This is a genomic window from Paracoccus sp. PAR01 (assembly GCF_014851995.1).
In the GTDB taxonomy this organism is placed as follows: Bacteria; Pseudomonadota; Alphaproteobacteria; order Rhodobacterales; family Rhodobacteraceae; genus Paracoccus; species Paracoccus litorisediminis.
The window spans coordinates 36,757-51,717 of record NZ_JACVAW010000017.1; the positions used below are offsets into that span (position 1 = coordinate 36,757).

A 14,961-nucleotide genomic window follows, 5' to 3' on the forward strand; every position below is an offset into this window, starting at 1 on the left:
TCACTCCGTGGTGATGTCGACGGGAAGGGAGATCATGGGGCGATAGATCGGATCGCCAGAGATCGGCCCGGCCTGCGACCACACCTCACGGACCGACCCAGCCCCGACAGAATAGCGCGTATCAGTCTCCCCCGGCAGGACAGGCCGACGCCATGTCATTGCAACCCGCGCATCAGCAGGCGGAACGCGGTCAAGGGTCAAGCGAAACGAGCGGGGGCCAACTTGTTCGACGTTCGTGATGAGCGTCCCGCTGCCCTGATTGATCCAGAACCCATAATTTGGTTCGGTCGCATCTCCGACAAGGCCGGGATCAATCACCAGCGGGGTGATGCTGTCATAGGACACAACCACGGTTTGCCCTGTGCGAACCGCTGAAATGGGCTTGGGGGCATACCATTCCACGCCTCGAACCCACGCGACATATGCCGCCGCGTGCATCTCGCGCAGCCGGATTTGCTCATGATATCCGTGATGGATTACGTCATCATCGCCGCCAGCCGCAGTGCCGAATGGCAGGTGGTATCGTGGGCCGACCATGATGCAGTTCCCATCCGCCGCATTCTTGATCTCGCACGCTTCGAACAGTGCCCGTTTCGACGGCCAGTCAGAGCCATTGTCGTTCGGGGTTCCACCCGTGCCAATGGCGTTACCGCCGACCTGATCCACAAGCCACAGGATCGGCAGGCCGGTGAATGCAAGGTCTGCCTCAACATCGTTCATGTAAGCCACCAGATCGTCGCGGTATTCCTCCATCGGATCGCGGCGGTTCGTCTCGCCATGCGTCAGCATCAGCACGATCTGCGACGGCGCGACAGGTGACAGCGAGATCATTTGCGTGACCTTGTTGATCGTGTTCGTGCGCGCGTTAGCGACGACCTCGCCGGTCGTTTTCCAGATGCAAGACGCTGCGTTAGTCCCCTTCAATCCAGCGCCTCCGACGCTCTCGCCACTTGCCAGCCAAAGTTGCGCACCTCGCGGATCAAGCGCATTGGCCGCGCTGGCGAATGCCTCTGCGGTTGACTGCGCGCCATTGCTGACCGCAGGGACCAGAGCCGTGAATGAGACGGTCGGAACCAGCCCGTCCCAGCCGCGCAATCCTCCCTGCCCCGCCGTGCCGGATTGGTCATTCGGCATCAGCACATGATCCGGCGTCTTGGCGGCGTCGTATTCCAGCGGGCCGAACATGATGGGTTGCAGCCCGTTCGACTGGCCGAGCGCGATGCAGATGGAGCACCTGTCATATAGCCATGTCCAAGCGCCATTGTGGGCGGCATCGGTGTAGCGCGCAGCAGCCCCGATCCCGGCATCGCCAACCTTCTGGGTAACGCCTGCGACACGCCGGTCAAGCATCGTGGCGGCGGCTGGCAGGTATTCGACCCCCCCGAAGAACTCGGCTGACGATCCCCCGCTAAGCCCCGCCGTTTCGGCCCGTGCAAAGATATCTTGCAGCATCCCAGATGAAGCCTTGAGATTCAGGCCATCATCCTCAACGCGGATTAGAGAGCGCGTTTCCGGCGTGCCGCTCTCGGTCGGGTCTTGCGTGATTGTCACAAGATCGCGCGATCCATCCTCAAGCGCATCCCCGAGAGCGAAAGTCACCGCGCCGTTTATCTCAGCGAAATTCACAGCGCCGATAATGCGCAGGGTGCGGTTCGTCGTGTGTTGCAGCCACGCGCGATAGCGGACGCCGCCTTTCAGATCGCCTGCGGTCAGCGCGTTTCCGGCATTATTTTTGAGGGTGTAGACCAAGCCGCCAATCGTGATCGTAGGATCGGCACCGGTGTTTGTCGTGGTCCATGTAAATTCAAGCGCCGTGTAAAGCTGCAAGGCCATGGCGGCCTGCCCGCTCTCGAAAGTGCAGGTGATCGCCTGAGCGGTGCCGCCCGCCGAGGTGCGCAGAGTTGCAGTATCGCCTTGGTTGCTGGCGTTGGTCAGAGCCGTGAGTTTAGGAGCAAGCCCGTTGATATCGGCCTGCTGAACCGCGTCCATGATGCGAAATATCTTGTTCGTCGTGTGCGTATTGACCGCGATGAAGCGCCGCCCGCCGACCAGATCGCCCGCCGCCAGATCGTTGCCATCGCGGTTTTTCAGCGTGAAAACGTCCGCGCCGACCGTAACAGTCGGGTTGGCGGCGGTGTTTGTTGTCGGCCAGGTGAACTGAATGCGGCGGTTCGCAACGTTGATCGCGATATGCGCCTGCGCGCTGGGAATCGTTGCCGTGATATTCTGTGCCGTGGTGGCGCCGTTCGCGAGCGAGATGATATCGCCGTCAATGCTTGCGCTGGTCATGCCCGTGACCGCGCCAGACGCAGACGCTGCAGACGCCGCAGCAGACGCAGCCGCGGCCTGCGCCGCTTCTGCTGCCGGCCCAATGGTCCCAGCTGCGGCCAGCGCAGCTGCAGCCACTGCCGCCGCTTCGGCATAGGTCGTCTCGCGCCGCCACGTGCTGCCGTCATACATCGTCAGGTCGGTGCCGTTCGGATCGCGGACGAACTCAATTGTCTGGTCGAACTCCCAGACCTCGATCGAAGACCATGCCGACCCCGGAATGGCCATCTCTGCGGCACCGATGCTGTCGAATACCTGCGTCCCCTTAACGCCGCGATAGGTCGCCATTACGCGGCCCCCGCGACCGGGCCGAACTCGCCACGCTGGATCGCGTCCCAGATGGCTTGCATCTCGGTTTCGCCCGACCCGTTGACGCAGGTGTAGGGGATGACGCCGAAATCCGGGTGGTTCCACGTCACGTCGATGACGCCCGCCGCCACATGGCGCGGGTTGCTGATTTCGAAATCCATCAGGTGATCCTCATGAAAGAGCCGACGCGCGCCGCGCCCGCGCCGCCGCTGCCGATGATGCAGAGCGCGCGCCACGTGCCAGATCCGGCGCTGCCTGTGACCGAGCCGTCGCCGTTGCTGAACACGAGCGCCGAGCCGGCTACTGTGTCGTTGGGAGCCACGGTTCCGGTTGCCATGCGCATCTGGCAGGCAACCCCAAGCTGGTTGGGCGAACCCTCAGCCATGCGCGTGCGAACGGCCAAGGTGGTGTCGAGGCAGTAGCGAGCATCGCCCGATTGGCGGGTCACGATGGCTTCGGCGGTCGCCAGCGATGTTCCGCCGTCGAGCCGGGCAATCGTCCCGCCGCCAGCGGCAAACCGGGGGCCGGAGCCGAGCTCCCAGTAGATACCGTTGTTGATGTTGCCGAACTGAATGGCGGGGGTGGAGAACGACCCGCCAGTCGGGATTTCGAAGCCGTTTTCCAAGCTGGGGTAGGAGACATATCGGGCATCGCCCGCCACGCGCGTCACCAGAGAAACCGTTGAGGGGAGATCGGACCCGCCCTCGATGCGGCCAATAGTGACGCCTGCGGCCGTGAAGCGCGGCCCACCGCCCAGCACCCAGAAGATGCCGTTGTTCGCGCTGTCGAACTGAATGGCCGGATTGGCTTCGTTGCCGTTTGCCCGCAGTTGCAGGCCGTTCGTATTGATCGCGCCCTGCTTGACCCCGCCGCCCGCAAACCCCAGCGAATCCGCGGCATCGCGATAAATGCCGGTGTTGGTGTCGTTCGAGAACGCCACGCCGGGCGTGACGAAGGTTCCCGGCGCAACCACCATCGGCCCCGTGAACGGCTGCGTCTGCGCGACAATGGCCGTGAGCGCATCAGCCATCCCGTTCATCTCTGCGTCCATACGGGCGGAGTCGATGGGGATGTCGTTGTCGCGGTCTGAGACCCAGTTGTAGAGGCGCACGAAAACGCCTGACGGATTGAATGGCACAGCATGCCTCCATGCAAAAAGGCCGCCCCGAAGGACGGCCTGTGGACTCGATTTGGACGGTGGTTAGCGGAGCAGTTCCCAGCCGATGGACTGGCCGGGCTGGGTCGTGCGCGCGCTGCGCATCAGATCGGCCAGCACGCCGGGCTGCATCTGGTTCATGCGGAAGTTGGAGACGGGCTGCTGTTGCTGCGCGGGCTGCTGCGCCTGCATGGCGTTCCCAAGCACGCCGGGCTGCATGCCGCCTTTAATGACAGGCCGCTTGCCGGGGGTTTGACGCTGCTGCATCATCGCAAGGAGTTGCTGAAACATTGCGGGTCTTCCTCTCAAGGAGTCATTGATGCGTTTTGTTCTTTTGATTGCCGCTGTCGCCACCGTGACCGCTTGCGAAAAGCCGGTGGAGCAGATGGGCTATGCCGAACGGGTCCAACTGGTGGAGCAGATTATCCAGCGCTGCGAGGCACTCGGGATTCCCCGAAACTCGCCGCAAATGCAGCAGTGCGGGGATGCTGAGATCGAGAAAGAGGTGACCACCCGCAATGCGAATGTCGCGGCGCGGCGGAATGCCGGGCTGGCGATGACTCAGGCGTCGGCCAACTACAACCGATCGATGGCAGCGCAGCGGATGAACTGCACCCACACGCCGGGCTACGGTGGTAGCGTGACCACCAGTTGCTACTGAGAACTGCCGCACTATATTGCGGGGATGGACATTGTAACGGTCGCGGCGGGCGCGTTTTTTGCAATCTGGGTCTCGATTTATATCCTCTACCTCGCTTGGAGGTTGAAGAAGAACGAGCGCGACCTGAGCGCCAAGCTTCAGATGCTACTCGCGATCAGCGTAGTAGGCCTAGCAGGCGTTGGGTCTGCTCTGTCGCATAAGGAACGGCAGATCCAGCCGCCCGCATCAGAGCACGTTCCGGTCCTAATCCGACGCCAGGGTGAAGTGGATTGGACAGTTGTGCCGCAAAAATAGCCTGCAAGATGCGTTTCGGCTCTTCGCCGCCCTGACGGGTGAGCAGATCGGCGATTTCGCCCTTCACCTCGTCACGTGCCCGACCGACAGCCTCGCGGGAAGCCCCGGTCAATTCACCAAGGGCACCGCGCAGAGCAGTGACCGGCTTGCCTTGTTGCAGGGCTGACGGCTCGACGGTTTCGGCAACGATGTCGTTGAACATCTGGCGAACCCCCGTGGAACTGTTTGGTGACGTGCGTGCGCGCAGCATCAACGCCCGCCCGGCGCTATCGAGGCTTTCGCGGATCGCGGGCCATTCCTCACCGAACAATGCTTCCATTTTCCGGCGTGCAGACGGGCTGGACATGTCGCTGTAGGCCTTCGCGGCCTGCCGTGCGTCGATGTTCTGATCCGAGGCGACGGCGCGGACGTTGCCCAGCACATTGTCGATTTGCCCGATCAGGCCATCACGAATGGCGCGGCGTTCCGCCCCGGTGGCGTCCGAGATCTCAGACAGGGCATCCTCGACAGAAAAGTCGGCCGACAGAATGCGCTGACCGGTCCTGACCGCCGAGCGCTGGCGAATATCGTTCGCGGCCACATCCAAGGCCTCGCCGTAGGCGGGAACGGCATCCTTGGTCGCCTCACGAATGTCTCGCGCAATCCGGCCAGAGAATGCCCCATCGCTGGTCATGCGTCCGGTGATGGCGTCCTTGCTATCCTCGGCCACCTCGTCAAAGGCGCGTTTCATGTAGTCCAGCTGCATCACGTTGGGCAGTTGCGACAGCGAAACCCGGCCATCGTCTGCGACGTTTGCGAGGATCTGCGGCGACGGCATCCCGTCATAGATCATGCGATCGGTCGCCGAATTGATCGCGGCCTGCGCCCGTTTCGGCGGCACGCGGCCGATCAGTTCCTCGATTGCCCGACCCTCTGGGGACGCATAGTCAATCGGGGTGCCATAGGCCTGCTGATAGGCTTGGTTGACCTGCCCCCGCGCGCCTTGCGCCATGCGCCGCTGCGTCTCGGCGGGCGGCATGCGCGGGCCTTGCTGGCCGCCGACAAGCGCATCCATGACGCCGGTATAGGATTGCCCTGCCCGCTCGTTCACGCGATCCTGCGCCAGTTGCGCGCCCGAAATGGGCGAGCGCATTGCACCATCCAAAGCCCCGGTCAGGCCAGCGGATGCATCGGCCAGCATGGCGTCATCGCCGCCCGCAGCGAGGCCTTCCATGATGGCCTTCTGATCCTGCCCGGCCAGAAGCCGCGACAGAACCTTGCCTGTGGCGCGATTGACCCCAAGCTTTTCACCGATCTGCGCGCCAATCCTGCCATTGCGGACGGCCCCTGACCCGGCCTGCCACAGATGCCGAAGCGCCGAGCCTGCCACCGGCACAGCCCCGCCTAGTGCGCCGCCGATAACCGCGCCAGACGCCGCCGTGTTCAGTCGATTGCCGAGGCCGCCCTCGCCTTCCCCGAAGCCTTGCACCGCGCCAGCACCAGCGCCGAGTGCAGCGCCGGTTCCTGCGCGCGCGGCCAGCGTTGGGGCCTGAGCTGCGATACCAACGCCCGTCATTGCGGGCAGCACCGCGCCGCCGATCTCCGCGGCAGCCGAGATATAGGGGTGATCAGCCTGAAACTGTTCCTCCTGCCCGCGCACCGCCTTCAACTGGTCGTCGTAGGACGTGCCCCAGTTGCCGTAGGTGCCGGTATTGGCGTCGTAGCCGGTCATGGCATTCAAGCCGGCGCTGATCTCGTCGCCGAAGCCGAGAAACAGGCCGTCCCCGGCTTGCTGGGCCACGTTGTTGCCGAAGCCCTGCCCCGTCGGCTGTTCTGTGCCGCCGACCTGACCGATGAAGCCACGAAATGCGGTCAGCGCCGCATTCTGATCGGGGGCGTCGATTTCGTAGGTTTTGCCGTCCGGCCCTTGGATCTCGAAAATTGCCATCATTTAGCCCTGATCTTGATGCCGCCGCCAACGTCTTGCCAGCCCGTGCCGGAAAGGGAATCCGCCGCCTCTGGCTTGCCAAATTTGGCAGCATTTGCGCCCATGCCTTCAAGCGGGTTCCGCCGTGCCTGCAGCGCGTCAAAGGCCTGCTTCCGGTCAATTTCACCCGCGCGAAGCCGCTGCACAATCACTGCCCCCTCCGCATCATACTGGTTGATGCCGCGCAACGTCTGAATGATCAGCGCATTGCCGCCAGGCGAGTTGATGAGGCGTGGGAGGGACTGCTTGAACAACGCAAGATCCGCGTCCGACATAGGCCCAGAACCGGGCGCGCGCTGTTCTGGCACAAGCTGGTTCACCAATGCTTGAGCGGATTGCAGCGTGTCCAGCCCATCGGTGTTGATGCCATATTCGCCGAGCATCGACTTGAAACCTGCCTCAGCGCCAGACGGGCCACTTGCCAGCAAGCTTTCAAGTCGATCAATTCGACCAACGTTGCGCATCGCCGCCATTCCAGATTCGGACGTTCCGGTCAGCGCGTCGGCGTCGTTCTTGCCGAACTGCTCGTAAAACTTGTCATCGCCCCCGCCGCTGGGGTTGTTATTGATGGTCACACCCTCCCCGCCGATCACTTTCGGACCTTGCGGCGTCATGGCGTATGGTCGCTGATCTGTCGGCGGGATGCCCCACTGTTGCCGTTGCTCTTGCGTCATCGGGGTAGGAGGCGCTGCGGGATCAACTTGCGCAATGACATTCCCGTCCGGGCCAAACCGAACATCGCCCGGATTGAGTGTAAAGCCTTCCGGCGTCTTGGGCTGGCGGCTGTCGAACAGCACTTGGCCTGTGGTCGGGTCCAGCAGCACACCGCCGACCTCAACGGGCTTTGCCGGGCCGGGGTTCTGCATCTGCTGGATTTCCAGAGCGCTCTTTGCCAGCCCCATCTGATATGCGGGGTCCTGCATGCGCATCTGCTGATCGCGGATCGCGGCCTGCTGGCTGAGCTTCTGCTGCAGCATCATGCCGATAACCGATCGGCTGCCATCGTCCAGATACGGGTCCGACAGCGCGGCCATGACGGCTGACATGTCCATGCCTGCCATCGGGTCCTGCATACCGCCGCCCATCGCAGCGCCGCCGCCTGCATGCCTCGTGGCGTAATCTGCCAAGCTCGTGCCGTTGCTGTCCGAGGGGTTGTAGCGTCCGCCACTTTCCACGAACCGCTTGGCCCCGCCCTTTCCGCCCAAATGAGCGACGGCCAGAAGGCTGTTTTCGGTCAGCGGAGGAATCGGCCCTGCGCCGTCAACATCCGTGCCGACATACTGGCCCAAATCTTTCATGACGTCGCCGCGATGCCATTGCTCAACCCGCTGCTGGACCTCTCCCGGCTGGCGCGAATAATCCGCACCCGTCATTCCCGCTGGGATGACGCCAGCGCGCGCCGCATCGGCCAGACGATCCGTGCCGAATTGGCCCCGTCCGCCATAGCCCTCAGAGTTCAGCGCAGACCAGTTACCACCGCTTTCCGACTGGATGAGAGATGGCGGAAGGCCGCTCAGATCGGATTTCCCCGCGAACGCGCCGGAAACTGCGGGGTCCGTCTGATCGACCATCGGCGCCTGTGGGTCTTGAGGGGCCTGCTGCGCCTGCGGGTCAACGAAGCTCGTCATCCCGCCGCCGAGGCTCTGACCAAACAGTGTGCCAAGGACCGACTGCGCGCGCTGCTGCGCCGCCTCGCGCCCTTCCGACGCGGCCTTGTCAGCCCGGCGGCTCAGGACGCCCGACGCCAGACCGCGGGCCAGCGCATTGATGCCCCCTCCCGGCCCCGAAACGTCATTCATGCCCGCCGCGAGCTGCTGCGCCTGCAAACGCTGCCGCAGCATGTCCTCGTAGGAGTTGCCGGTATTTCCGCCAAAAATGAATGCCATGTCAGACCTCAGAGCATTGCCAAGGCCCCGGCACCGCCGAGGACGTTGTTCCAGAAGCTGTTCTGCGCGTTGAATTGGCCCATCTGGTTCTGATAGCCCTGCTGGACGATCCCAGCGTAATCCGTGGTCGGGATCAGGTTCTGCGCGGTGTTCACGAAGTTCGGGCTTTGGACCTGCGATCCGCTCATCAGCGACAGGATCTCATTCAGGCCCTGATTGCGGCGGGCATAGGCGCGGCTCTCGTATTGGTTCCGCGCGTCCTGCTGGGTCGAGTATTGCTGAATTCCGGCCTGATTGTTGAAGCCGGTCGAGGAAATCTGATCCGCCAGCGACTGCGACCGCAGACCAGCCATGCGCGATTGTTCCTCACCGCCCGCCAGAATGGCCGAGGTGCGCATATCGTTGACCTGCCGCCCGTGATCGTCCATCGCGGACTGATAGGCTGGCGAGCCGATGGTGATGCCCTGATCTGCCAGCGATTGCGCCAGCGCCTGGCGGTCGCTCTCAAGCCCGCCGGCGGCCCGATCCATGATTGCCCGCTCGACTCGCGCACGATCGGCCGAGAAATCGCTGTCCGACCAGTTGCGGGGAACGTTGACGGTATCGAGGGTCGGCACGCGTCCCACCCGTGGCCCGCCGTTTAGGTTGATTCCCCGGCCCAACATCTGTTGCAGCTTGCCCGACGCCGATTGCGCGGTGTTGGCAAGGTTCTGCTGGGTCGCCATGGTGGCGTCTTGCAGCTTCTGCCCGGCAGGCGTCAGGGTTTGCGAGGCTGTGAAGGTCGGAATGTCGTAAACATTTCCCGTGCTGGGATCAGTCCAACTATAGGTGCCTGTCTGATTGTAGTTCAGGGAACCAAGCGGCGTTTCCTGATTAATATTGTTCAGGAACGCATTAGCCACCGCGGTACTGACGTTGCTGCCTGTTTGAGCAGCCGCCGTCTTCGACGGGTCCGGCGCGGAAGGAGCATTTTTGCCGATAGTACACCTCCTGCAAAGAAAAACGCGCCCCGTATGGAGCGCGCTGCTTTGCTGATATCTTGTCTCTGCTAACGCCCGTGTCTGAGGCTATAGCCATATTCAGTTTCAGCCGCTTTACGAGCAGCGGCGGCTTCTTCAATCGTAGCGAAGTTGCCGATTTTCATCTTGCGGCCATTTGCATAGATCTCAGCAGACCATGGCAGACAATATCGTGGGCAGTTTCTATAAACACCGACAACCCCTGAAGTGTTGTCGCTTCTCTTAGCCACGTTTTTCGAATTTTCGGAGTGCTGCACCGACCGGAGATTACACAAACGGTTGTCTGACGGATCGCCATTGATGTGATCAATCAAATCAGGCCACACACCGTGCGACAGAACCCAAGCCGCCCGATGGGCATAGATGCGGCAATATTTCACCACACCAAATCGGTACCCGTCATGACGCGTTGTGCAAAGGGCTTCGGCACCTTCGTGCCGCTTGTTCCACGACCGCCAATATCTATCGCTGCCGCCAAAGTGCTCGATAGGCCTGTGCCGCCAAGTCATGCGACCGCTTTGCGCGTCATAATCCATGCATTGACGCAGATATTCCGCGTCGGGTAATGGCTTCTTAGCCATGCGATGCTCCAATCATCGTTTCGGTCAGGCCCGGATCGTGGTGTTGCAAGCACCTGCCGGGCCGTTTGATTCTACCTAATCCGTTGAATCCTAGCAAGCATCCCGCTTTCCCACTGATCGCGGTGCAGCGTGTAAAGGACCTCGGACTCACCGGGGCCGCGCAGTTCGGGGATGACGTATTCGCTCGCGCCGAGCGCCTTGCAGACGCGCCGGGCGGTGGTGTTGTGTTCGGAGGTGCGCCAGACGCAGAGCCGGACGCCCAACTGGCCGAATGGGTAGGCAAAAAGCTCGCGTAGCCGGTCGCGGTTGCACCAATCCCGGCGCGTGGCGAAGCCGGATAGCTCGATTACACCGCTATCGGGGTGCCAATTGTGGAACGCGATCGATGCCACGATGCCGTCAGGCCGCGCCCAACCCATGAAGAACGCCGGGCCAGCAGATATGCCAAGGCCGCGCTCAAGGAACACCCTGAGCGCTTCCTGATGCGTGTGCATCGGGATCAAGTCACGAAGCCCCCGGCTTGGAACCCAACGTCAATGCGCTGCAATTGGCAGATGACCCGCGCAGGGCTGTTGCACATCAACTGCACGGTCGGGGCGAAGGCGAAACCAACCCCGGTCACGCTGCGCCAACCAGACACGATGCTGTAGCTGTCCTCACTGGACGACCACGGAGCCAAGTCCCAAAGCGCGATATCCCACAGGCTCACGTCATCCACGCCGGGCGGGACCGATGCAGCATCCGGCGGGACGCCCCACGTCCGGTTGTAGTTTATCGCCAGACCCATCGTGTAGGTGATCGAGCCTCGGACCTTCCAGACCGCCTGCATGACGCTGGCTGATTTGGTATTGGCCGCGTCCGACAGGTGATCGGGGGCCAGCATGGCGCGCGCCAGATACGGCATGCCGTTGTCCTGCCCGCCAACCCATGCGCGGACCACCTTCCCCGCTGTCGTGCCGAAATACAGCCGATCGCCAAGCTGGGACATTTCCACAGCATCCCAGCCGGTGAACTGCGTCCAAGCCCCGTTTTCAGCGTTTGCGGCAAGGATCGTGGGGCTTTCGCCCGATGCGCTGACAGGCAGGGCGAAGATCATGCCGATGGTGGACCAGCGGCCCAAGCGCCAATCACCCACGGCCCGCTCTACACGGTCGTTCCAATCACCCTGAATGGCAGCCGTCACCGTGGCGGCCGCCATCTCGGTCGGGTCTTTCGTGACCACCGCCGACAGCGGGACAACCCCGCGATGCGTGGCGAACAGAACATCACCGCCGATGTAGATCATCGACTTGCGGCCCAGAGGCAGGCCGACATCGTAAACGCCGACTAACGACCAATTGTTCACGTCTGCCGGGTTCGAGCCAGCATACAGCGCCAGCTCGCCCTGATCGGTGATGAAGAAGCACCGGTCGTCCATGCCGGACCCGCTGTCGCTCGACCACGTGCCACCCATAAGCAGCGATCCGCCCTTGCGAAACACCCCAGCCAGCGGCAGTTCCGTCGCCGCCCCGCCAACTGCATTCGTGGCGAGATACCAAGCCGAGGAGGAATCGTTCTGGCAGAAAAAGATCCGGTTGCGATGCCCCCAGACGAACGACAGCGTGTCGGTATCCACGCCAGTAATCGCGCCCGTGCCGGTCCCGGTGATGGTCAGCCAGGTTGTGCCGTCGAAGCGCCGCAGGTGGTCGATACCGTTGACGCAGAGCAGGAAATTCCCGCCGCTATTCTGCGCCTCATAGGTGGACCACTTGCCGTTCGTCAGGCCCGATATCGCAGCGGTCAGCGCGCCGCCGCCCGTGGTCGCGTCATTGAATGGATAGATCGCAGAGGCCGTAGCGGCGAAATAGGAATCCGATCCGCGATGCTCGAACAGCGACACCACCCCGGCAGGAACACTGGCAACGGTTGCACAGCCCCCGCGCGGTTCAATGCCCCGAGGCGTGGGCCAGAAGTTCTCTAGCAGCTGGGCCGACGCCGCCGTGGCAAGGGTGCTGTTCGTGATAATCCCGCCGGACGGCGCATTGATCGTCTTGACGGCCAGCGGCGCGGGCTTCGCGCTCTCGGTCTGCTGGCGCGGCGGGCGCACGCGGCTTGGCAGCATCACAGGCCCCTGTCGGCTTTCTGCGCGGCTGCCACATCCGCTTCGTGCTGCGCCATCTGGTCGTCGAACGGCAGGCCCTTCTTGCGGAGCCAGCGGTAAAACGTGCCGGTGACCATCGGGACCATCGGCAGATAAATCAGGTCACTGTCTGCGGTGACAGCTTCCCCGGCATCGGTCCAATGCGATGACCAGTAGGTCATGCCTGCAACCTGATCCGGCGCGATCTGCACTTCTCCTGCTGCAATGCGGTAATAGGGCTGTTGCGTGACCTGCTGCGTCAGGAAAGCCCAGTGGCCGGGGTCCGTGACGCGGCGGGCCTGAATGCCGTCTGCCGTGACGACGAACGTCACCTTGGAGAAGTCCGCCGGCAGCGCACCCATGGCGATTGACGACTGCATCGCCTGCCACTCGCCGCGCAGGGTCAGATCCTGCCCCGTCTCGTTGATCAGGTCGACAATCTCGGCAATTTGCTGGTCGCCGGACGAGATGTTCGGAGACAGGTAATCCAGCCCGGCCTTGATCAGCACCGAGCGAAGCACGTCCTGTGCAGTGGTCATCGCATCAGCCCCGAATAGTCGATTTTCTGCGCCCCGTAGCGGGCGATGCGGTCCTCACGGACCAACTGACGGATGCGCTCGTTGCGCTGGCTGCTCGTCGCTTGCAGGCGCTCGTCGCTTGCCGCGGCATAGATCTGCTGCAACATCGAGAGGACGTAGATTTCCGGCTCAAGCGTGAGCAGCCAATTGGTGCCGTTCGTGACGACAGACGGCAGCTTGCGGTAATAGGTCATTTCCACGACCTGATCCGGCTGCGCGATGAAGGTGTTGCCCGTGACCGGGAACCATTCCGCGCCGTCAGACCGCCATGCGAGGAAATCGGCGGGCAGCGTGCCCTTGCCCTCGGCGTCCGCCGTGACGGTGGCCGTGGTTTCCATCTGGCGGACGCGGAGCGCCTTTTCCAGATCGCGTTCAGCCTGCGTGACGAAATACGCGGCGCGGGCCGGGATTTCGGGCAGGCCGCAGCGAAGGGCGACCTCAGTGACGAGTTCGGCGTAATCCATCACACGCGCCCCCCGAACGTGCGAAATGCAGCGTGGTCGCCGTCATTCAGCCAGCGGCTCACATATTTGTCGTCTTCCTGCTCGATGGCCGGGGCCAACTGCTCGAAGAACACGTTCTTGGGGATGCGGGCCGCGATCTTGCCATCACCCCATTTCGCCCCAACGTTCGCGTTAGCCTCGATCGCGTTAGCCTTGATCAGGGAATCAACGGGGTAGTCCGTGCGCGTGGTGATACGCCCGTCGCCGTGGAAATAGGCCCACACCGTTCGCCCGGTTTCAAACTGGTGGTCGATCAGATGCCAGTCACCGTCCCTGAATCGCATAGTTCATTCCCCGAGCGGGACGGTAGCCTTGCCATCGGCAACCAGCGCCTTCGCAAGTGCTTTGCTGATCAGCGTTTCCGCCTCACGCACGGGCTGACCCAAAGCGTTCTTGCCGGTGATTGGTGCGGCAGAGTGGCGAATGCCGTCTTCGTCCCACACGTCGAAGTGCAGGATGACCGAAACTTTGTCGTCTTTCGAAACAGCCATATTGGCCTCCTGAAATGAGAAAGGGGCAGCCGAAGCCGCCCCACTTGCCGAGATTGCGTGACCGGATCAGGTCGAAGCGGTCAGCCCGAACAGGTCGGCAGCCACGCCATGTGCGGCCTCGTTGACGACCTTCAGCGTCAGTTCACCGACAATCACGCCGGCGGTTGCATCGGCGTTCGGCGCAACGTCCTTGTCGTCCTGGAACTTGCGGAGCTGTTTGACTTTCAGCTTGCCCGGTTCGAGGAAGAAGGCGTTGCGCGCAACCGCGGCGCTGGCGTTCATCACGGGGTTATCGACGATCGCGATGCGCCCGTGCTGACCGACATAGATATCGGCCGAGCCGTCGAGGATGTTCTTGCCGGTCCCGTCCACGGACATGCGGAAGGGTGCGACGTTCGCGTCCGACATGAAGGTAGCGAACACCGATTTCACGTAGCTGGACGACACCAGATACTTAGGATTGCCGCCGTTGATCCGGGCGGACTGCAACACCGAGTCCATGATGGTCTTGGTGAATGCGCGCTGCGTGCCGTTGGTCGCGGCAACAGTCAGGCCGGTGCCGGTGTTGTAGCCACCGTTCGCGCCGGTCGCGCCACGCGACACGTTCGACGTCAGCCACGAAGGCAGGCCACCAAGCAGGCGGGTGCCGGTCGCAACCGAAGCGGTGTTCGAGACGATGGCGAATTCAGCGTCACGACGCAGGTTGATCCCGGCGATCAGGCGCTTCTTCGCCGTCTGCTCGGCCTTGCCAGCGTTGTCCACTGCGTCCTGCGTTTTCGAGATGATCCACGATTCACGCAGGATCTGCATCGGGTTCTTCACGCGGATCGGGGTGGTCTGCGCGTTGTAGGTGTATTGGTCGCCTTCAACCTGCGCGTTCGCGGCGGGAGCGCGCAGCGTTTCGATCTCCCATTCGGGCTGTATCGAGGACGCGCTTTCCTTTCCCGCCATCGTGTAGATGACGGTTTCTTCCGGGGTGATGCGGTCCACGTAGTCGGACAACTCTTCCCTGTTCCCGACGCGACCCGAGGTCGTGTAGGTGTTGGTAATGATAGCCATTTTGGATACCT

16 protein-coding genes are annotated in these 14,961 nt (G+C 62.6%); 1 reads left to right on the forward strand and 15 read right to left on the reverse strand.

Going from position 1 to position 14,961, the window contains the following annotated elements; translation table 11 throughout:
* The 4 genes from IB235_RS19295 to IB235_RS19310 form a co-directional block, all read right to left on the reverse strand.
* A complete protein-coding gene (locus IB235_RS19295; RefSeq protein ID WP_192338098.1) occupies positions 1 to 2,616 on the reverse strand; it encodes a hypothetical protein in 2,616 nt (871 codons plus the stop codon).
* Positions 2,616 to 2,798 (reverse strand): hypothetical protein, encoded by a 183-nt coding sequence (locus IB235_RS19300; RefSeq protein WP_192338099.1) that lies wholly within the window; start codon positions 2,796 to 2,798, stop codon positions 2,616 to 2,618. Before IB235_RS19300 ends, IB235_RS19295 begins: the two co-directional genes overlap by 1 nt.
* A complete protein-coding gene (locus IB235_RS19305; protein ID WP_192338100.1) occupies positions 2,798 to 3,775 on the reverse strand; it encodes a hypothetical protein in 978 nt (325 codons plus the stop codon). Before IB235_RS19305 ends, IB235_RS19300 begins: the two co-directional genes overlap by 1 nt.
* A gap of 63 nt (positions 3,776 to 3,838) precedes the next feature.
* On the reverse strand, positions 3,839 to 4,084 hold the full coding sequence (locus IB235_RS19310; protein WP_192338101.1) for a hypothetical protein: 246 nt from the start codon (positions 4,082 to 4,084) through the stop codon (positions 3,839 to 3,841).
* 28 nt (positions 4,085 to 4,112) lie between these two features.
* Here IB235_RS19310 and IB235_RS19315 point away from each other — a divergent pair, with 28 nt between their 5' ends.
* On the forward strand, positions 4,113 to 4,454 hold the full coding sequence (locus tag IB235_RS19315) for a hypothetical protein (protein ID WP_192338102.1): 342 nt from the start codon (positions 4,113 to 4,115) through the stop codon (positions 4,452 to 4,454).
* Positions 4,455 to 4,608: 154 nt separating this feature from the next.
* Here the strand turns inward: IB235_RS19315 and IB235_RS19320 are convergent, their stop codons facing one another.
* The 11 genes from IB235_RS19320 to IB235_RS19370 form a co-directional block, all read right to left on the reverse strand.
* Positions 4,609 to 6,675, reverse strand: coding sequence for a hypothetical protein (locus IB235_RS19320; RefSeq protein ID WP_192338103.1), 2,067 nt, complete (start codon positions 6,673 to 6,675; stop codon positions 4,609 to 4,611).
* A complete protein-coding gene (locus IB235_RS19325; RefSeq protein WP_192338104.1) occupies positions 6,675 to 8,600 on the reverse strand; it encodes a hypothetical protein in 1,926 nt (641 codons plus the stop codon). Before IB235_RS19325 ends, IB235_RS19320 begins: the two co-directional genes overlap by 1 nt.
* Before the next feature lie 8 nt (positions 8,601 to 8,608).
* The gene (locus IB235_RS19330; protein ID WP_192338105.1) at positions 8,609 to 9,325 is read right to left on the reverse strand and encodes a hypothetical protein; all 717 of its coding nucleotides are present in this window, start codon (positions 9,323 to 9,325) and stop codon (positions 8,609 to 8,611) included.
* Positions 9,326 to 9,648: 323 nt separating this feature from the next.
* The gene (locus tag IB235_RS19335) at positions 9,649 to 10,200 is read right to left on the reverse strand and encodes an HNH endonuclease signature motif containing protein (protein ID WP_192338106.1); all 552 of its coding nucleotides are present in this window, start codon (positions 10,198 to 10,200) and stop codon (positions 9,649 to 9,651) included.
* Between the two features lie 71 nt (positions 10,201 to 10,271).
* The gene (locus IB235_RS19340) at positions 10,272 to 10,703 is read right to left on the reverse strand and encodes a GNAT family N-acetyltransferase (RefSeq protein WP_192338107.1); all 432 of its coding nucleotides are present in this window, start codon (positions 10,701 to 10,703) and stop codon (positions 10,272 to 10,274) included.
* Positions 10,700 to 12,301: a hypothetical protein gene (locus tag IB235_RS19345; protein WP_192338108.1), complete on the reverse strand. Its 1,602-nt coding sequence runs from the start codon at positions 12,299 to 12,301 to the stop codon at positions 10,700 to 10,702. The genes IB235_RS19340 and IB235_RS19345 overlap by 4 nt, the downstream gene beginning before the upstream one ends.
* Entirely contained in the window at positions 12,301 to 12,828 is a 528-nt protein-coding gene (locus tag IB235_RS19350; RefSeq protein WP_192338109.1) for a hypothetical protein, read from the reverse strand. Before IB235_RS19350 ends, IB235_RS19345 begins: the two co-directional genes overlap by 1 nt.
* A 26-nt stretch (positions 12,829 to 12,854) precedes the next feature.
* A complete protein-coding gene (locus tag IB235_RS19355) occupies positions 12,855 to 13,361 on the reverse strand; it encodes a hypothetical protein (RefSeq protein WP_192338110.1) in 507 nt (168 codons plus the stop codon).
* Positions 13,361 to 13,684, reverse strand: a complete 324-nt coding sequence (locus IB235_RS19360) for a hypothetical protein (protein WP_192338111.1) — start codon at positions 13,682 to 13,684, stop codon at positions 13,361 to 13,363. The genes IB235_RS19355 and IB235_RS19360 overlap by 1 nt, the downstream gene beginning before the upstream one ends.
* A 3-nt stretch (positions 13,685 to 13,687) precedes the next feature.
* Complete coding sequence (locus IB235_RS19365) at positions 13,688 to 13,891, reverse strand: hypothetical protein (RefSeq protein ID WP_192338112.1); 204 nt, start codon at positions 13,889 to 13,891, stop codon at positions 13,688 to 13,690.
* Positions 13,892 to 13,957: 66 nt separating this feature from the next.
* A complete protein-coding gene (locus IB235_RS19370) occupies positions 13,958 to 14,950 on the reverse strand; it encodes a DUF5309 family protein (RefSeq protein ID WP_192338113.1) in 993 nt (330 codons plus the stop codon).
* Positions 14,951 to 14,961 lie beyond the last annotated feature (11 nt).

Coding starts and splice junctions, on each gene's coding strand:
- IB235_RS19295 (WP_192338098.1), bottom strand. CDS start 2,616: ATGGCGACCTATCGCGGCGTTAAGGGGACGCAGGTATTCGACAGCATC.
- IB235_RS19300 (WP_192338099.1), bottom strand. CDS start 2,798: ATGGATTTCGAAATCAGCAACCCGCGCCATGTGGCGGCGGGCGTCATC.
- IB235_RS19310 (WP_192338101.1), bottom strand. CDS start 4,084: ATGTTTCAGCAACTCCTTGCGATGATGCAGCAGCGTCAAACCCCCGGC.
- IB235_RS19315 (WP_192338102.1), top strand. CDS start 4,113: ATGCGTTTTGTTCTTTTGATTGCCGCTGTCGCCACCGTGACCGCTTGC.
- IB235_RS19320 (WP_192338103.1), bottom strand. CDS start 6,675: ATGGCAATTTTCGAGATCCAAGGGCCGGACGGCAAAACCTACGAAATC.
- IB235_RS19325 (WP_192338104.1), bottom strand. CDS start 8,600: ATGGCATTCATTTTTGGCGGAAATACCGGCAACTCCTACGAGGACATG.
- IB235_RS19330 (WP_192338105.1), bottom strand. CDS start 9,325: ATGGCGACCCAGCAGAACCTTGCCAACACCGCGCAATCGGCGTCGGGC.
- IB235_RS19335 (WP_192338106.1), bottom strand. CDS start 10,200: ATGGCTAAGAAGCCATTACCCGACGCGGAATATCTGCGTCAATGCATG.
- IB235_RS19345 (WP_192338108.1), bottom strand. CDS start 12,301: ATGCTGCCAAGCCGCGTGCGCCCGCCGCGCCAGCAGACCGAGAGCGCG.
- IB235_RS19355 (WP_192338110.1), bottom strand. CDS start 13,361: ATGGATTACGCCGAACTCGTCACTGAGGTCGCCCTTCGCTGCGGCCTG.
- IB235_RS19360 (WP_192338111.1), bottom strand. CDS start 13,684: ATGCGATTCAGGGACGGTGACTGGCATCTGATCGACCACCAGTTTGAA.
- IB235_RS19365 (WP_192338112.1), bottom strand. CDS start 13,891: ATGGCTGTTTCGAAAGACGACAAAGTTTCGGTCATCCTGCACTTCGAC.
- IB235_RS19370 (WP_192338113.1), bottom strand. CDS start 14,950: ATGGCTATCATTACCAACACCTACACGACCTCGGGTCGCGTCGGGAAC.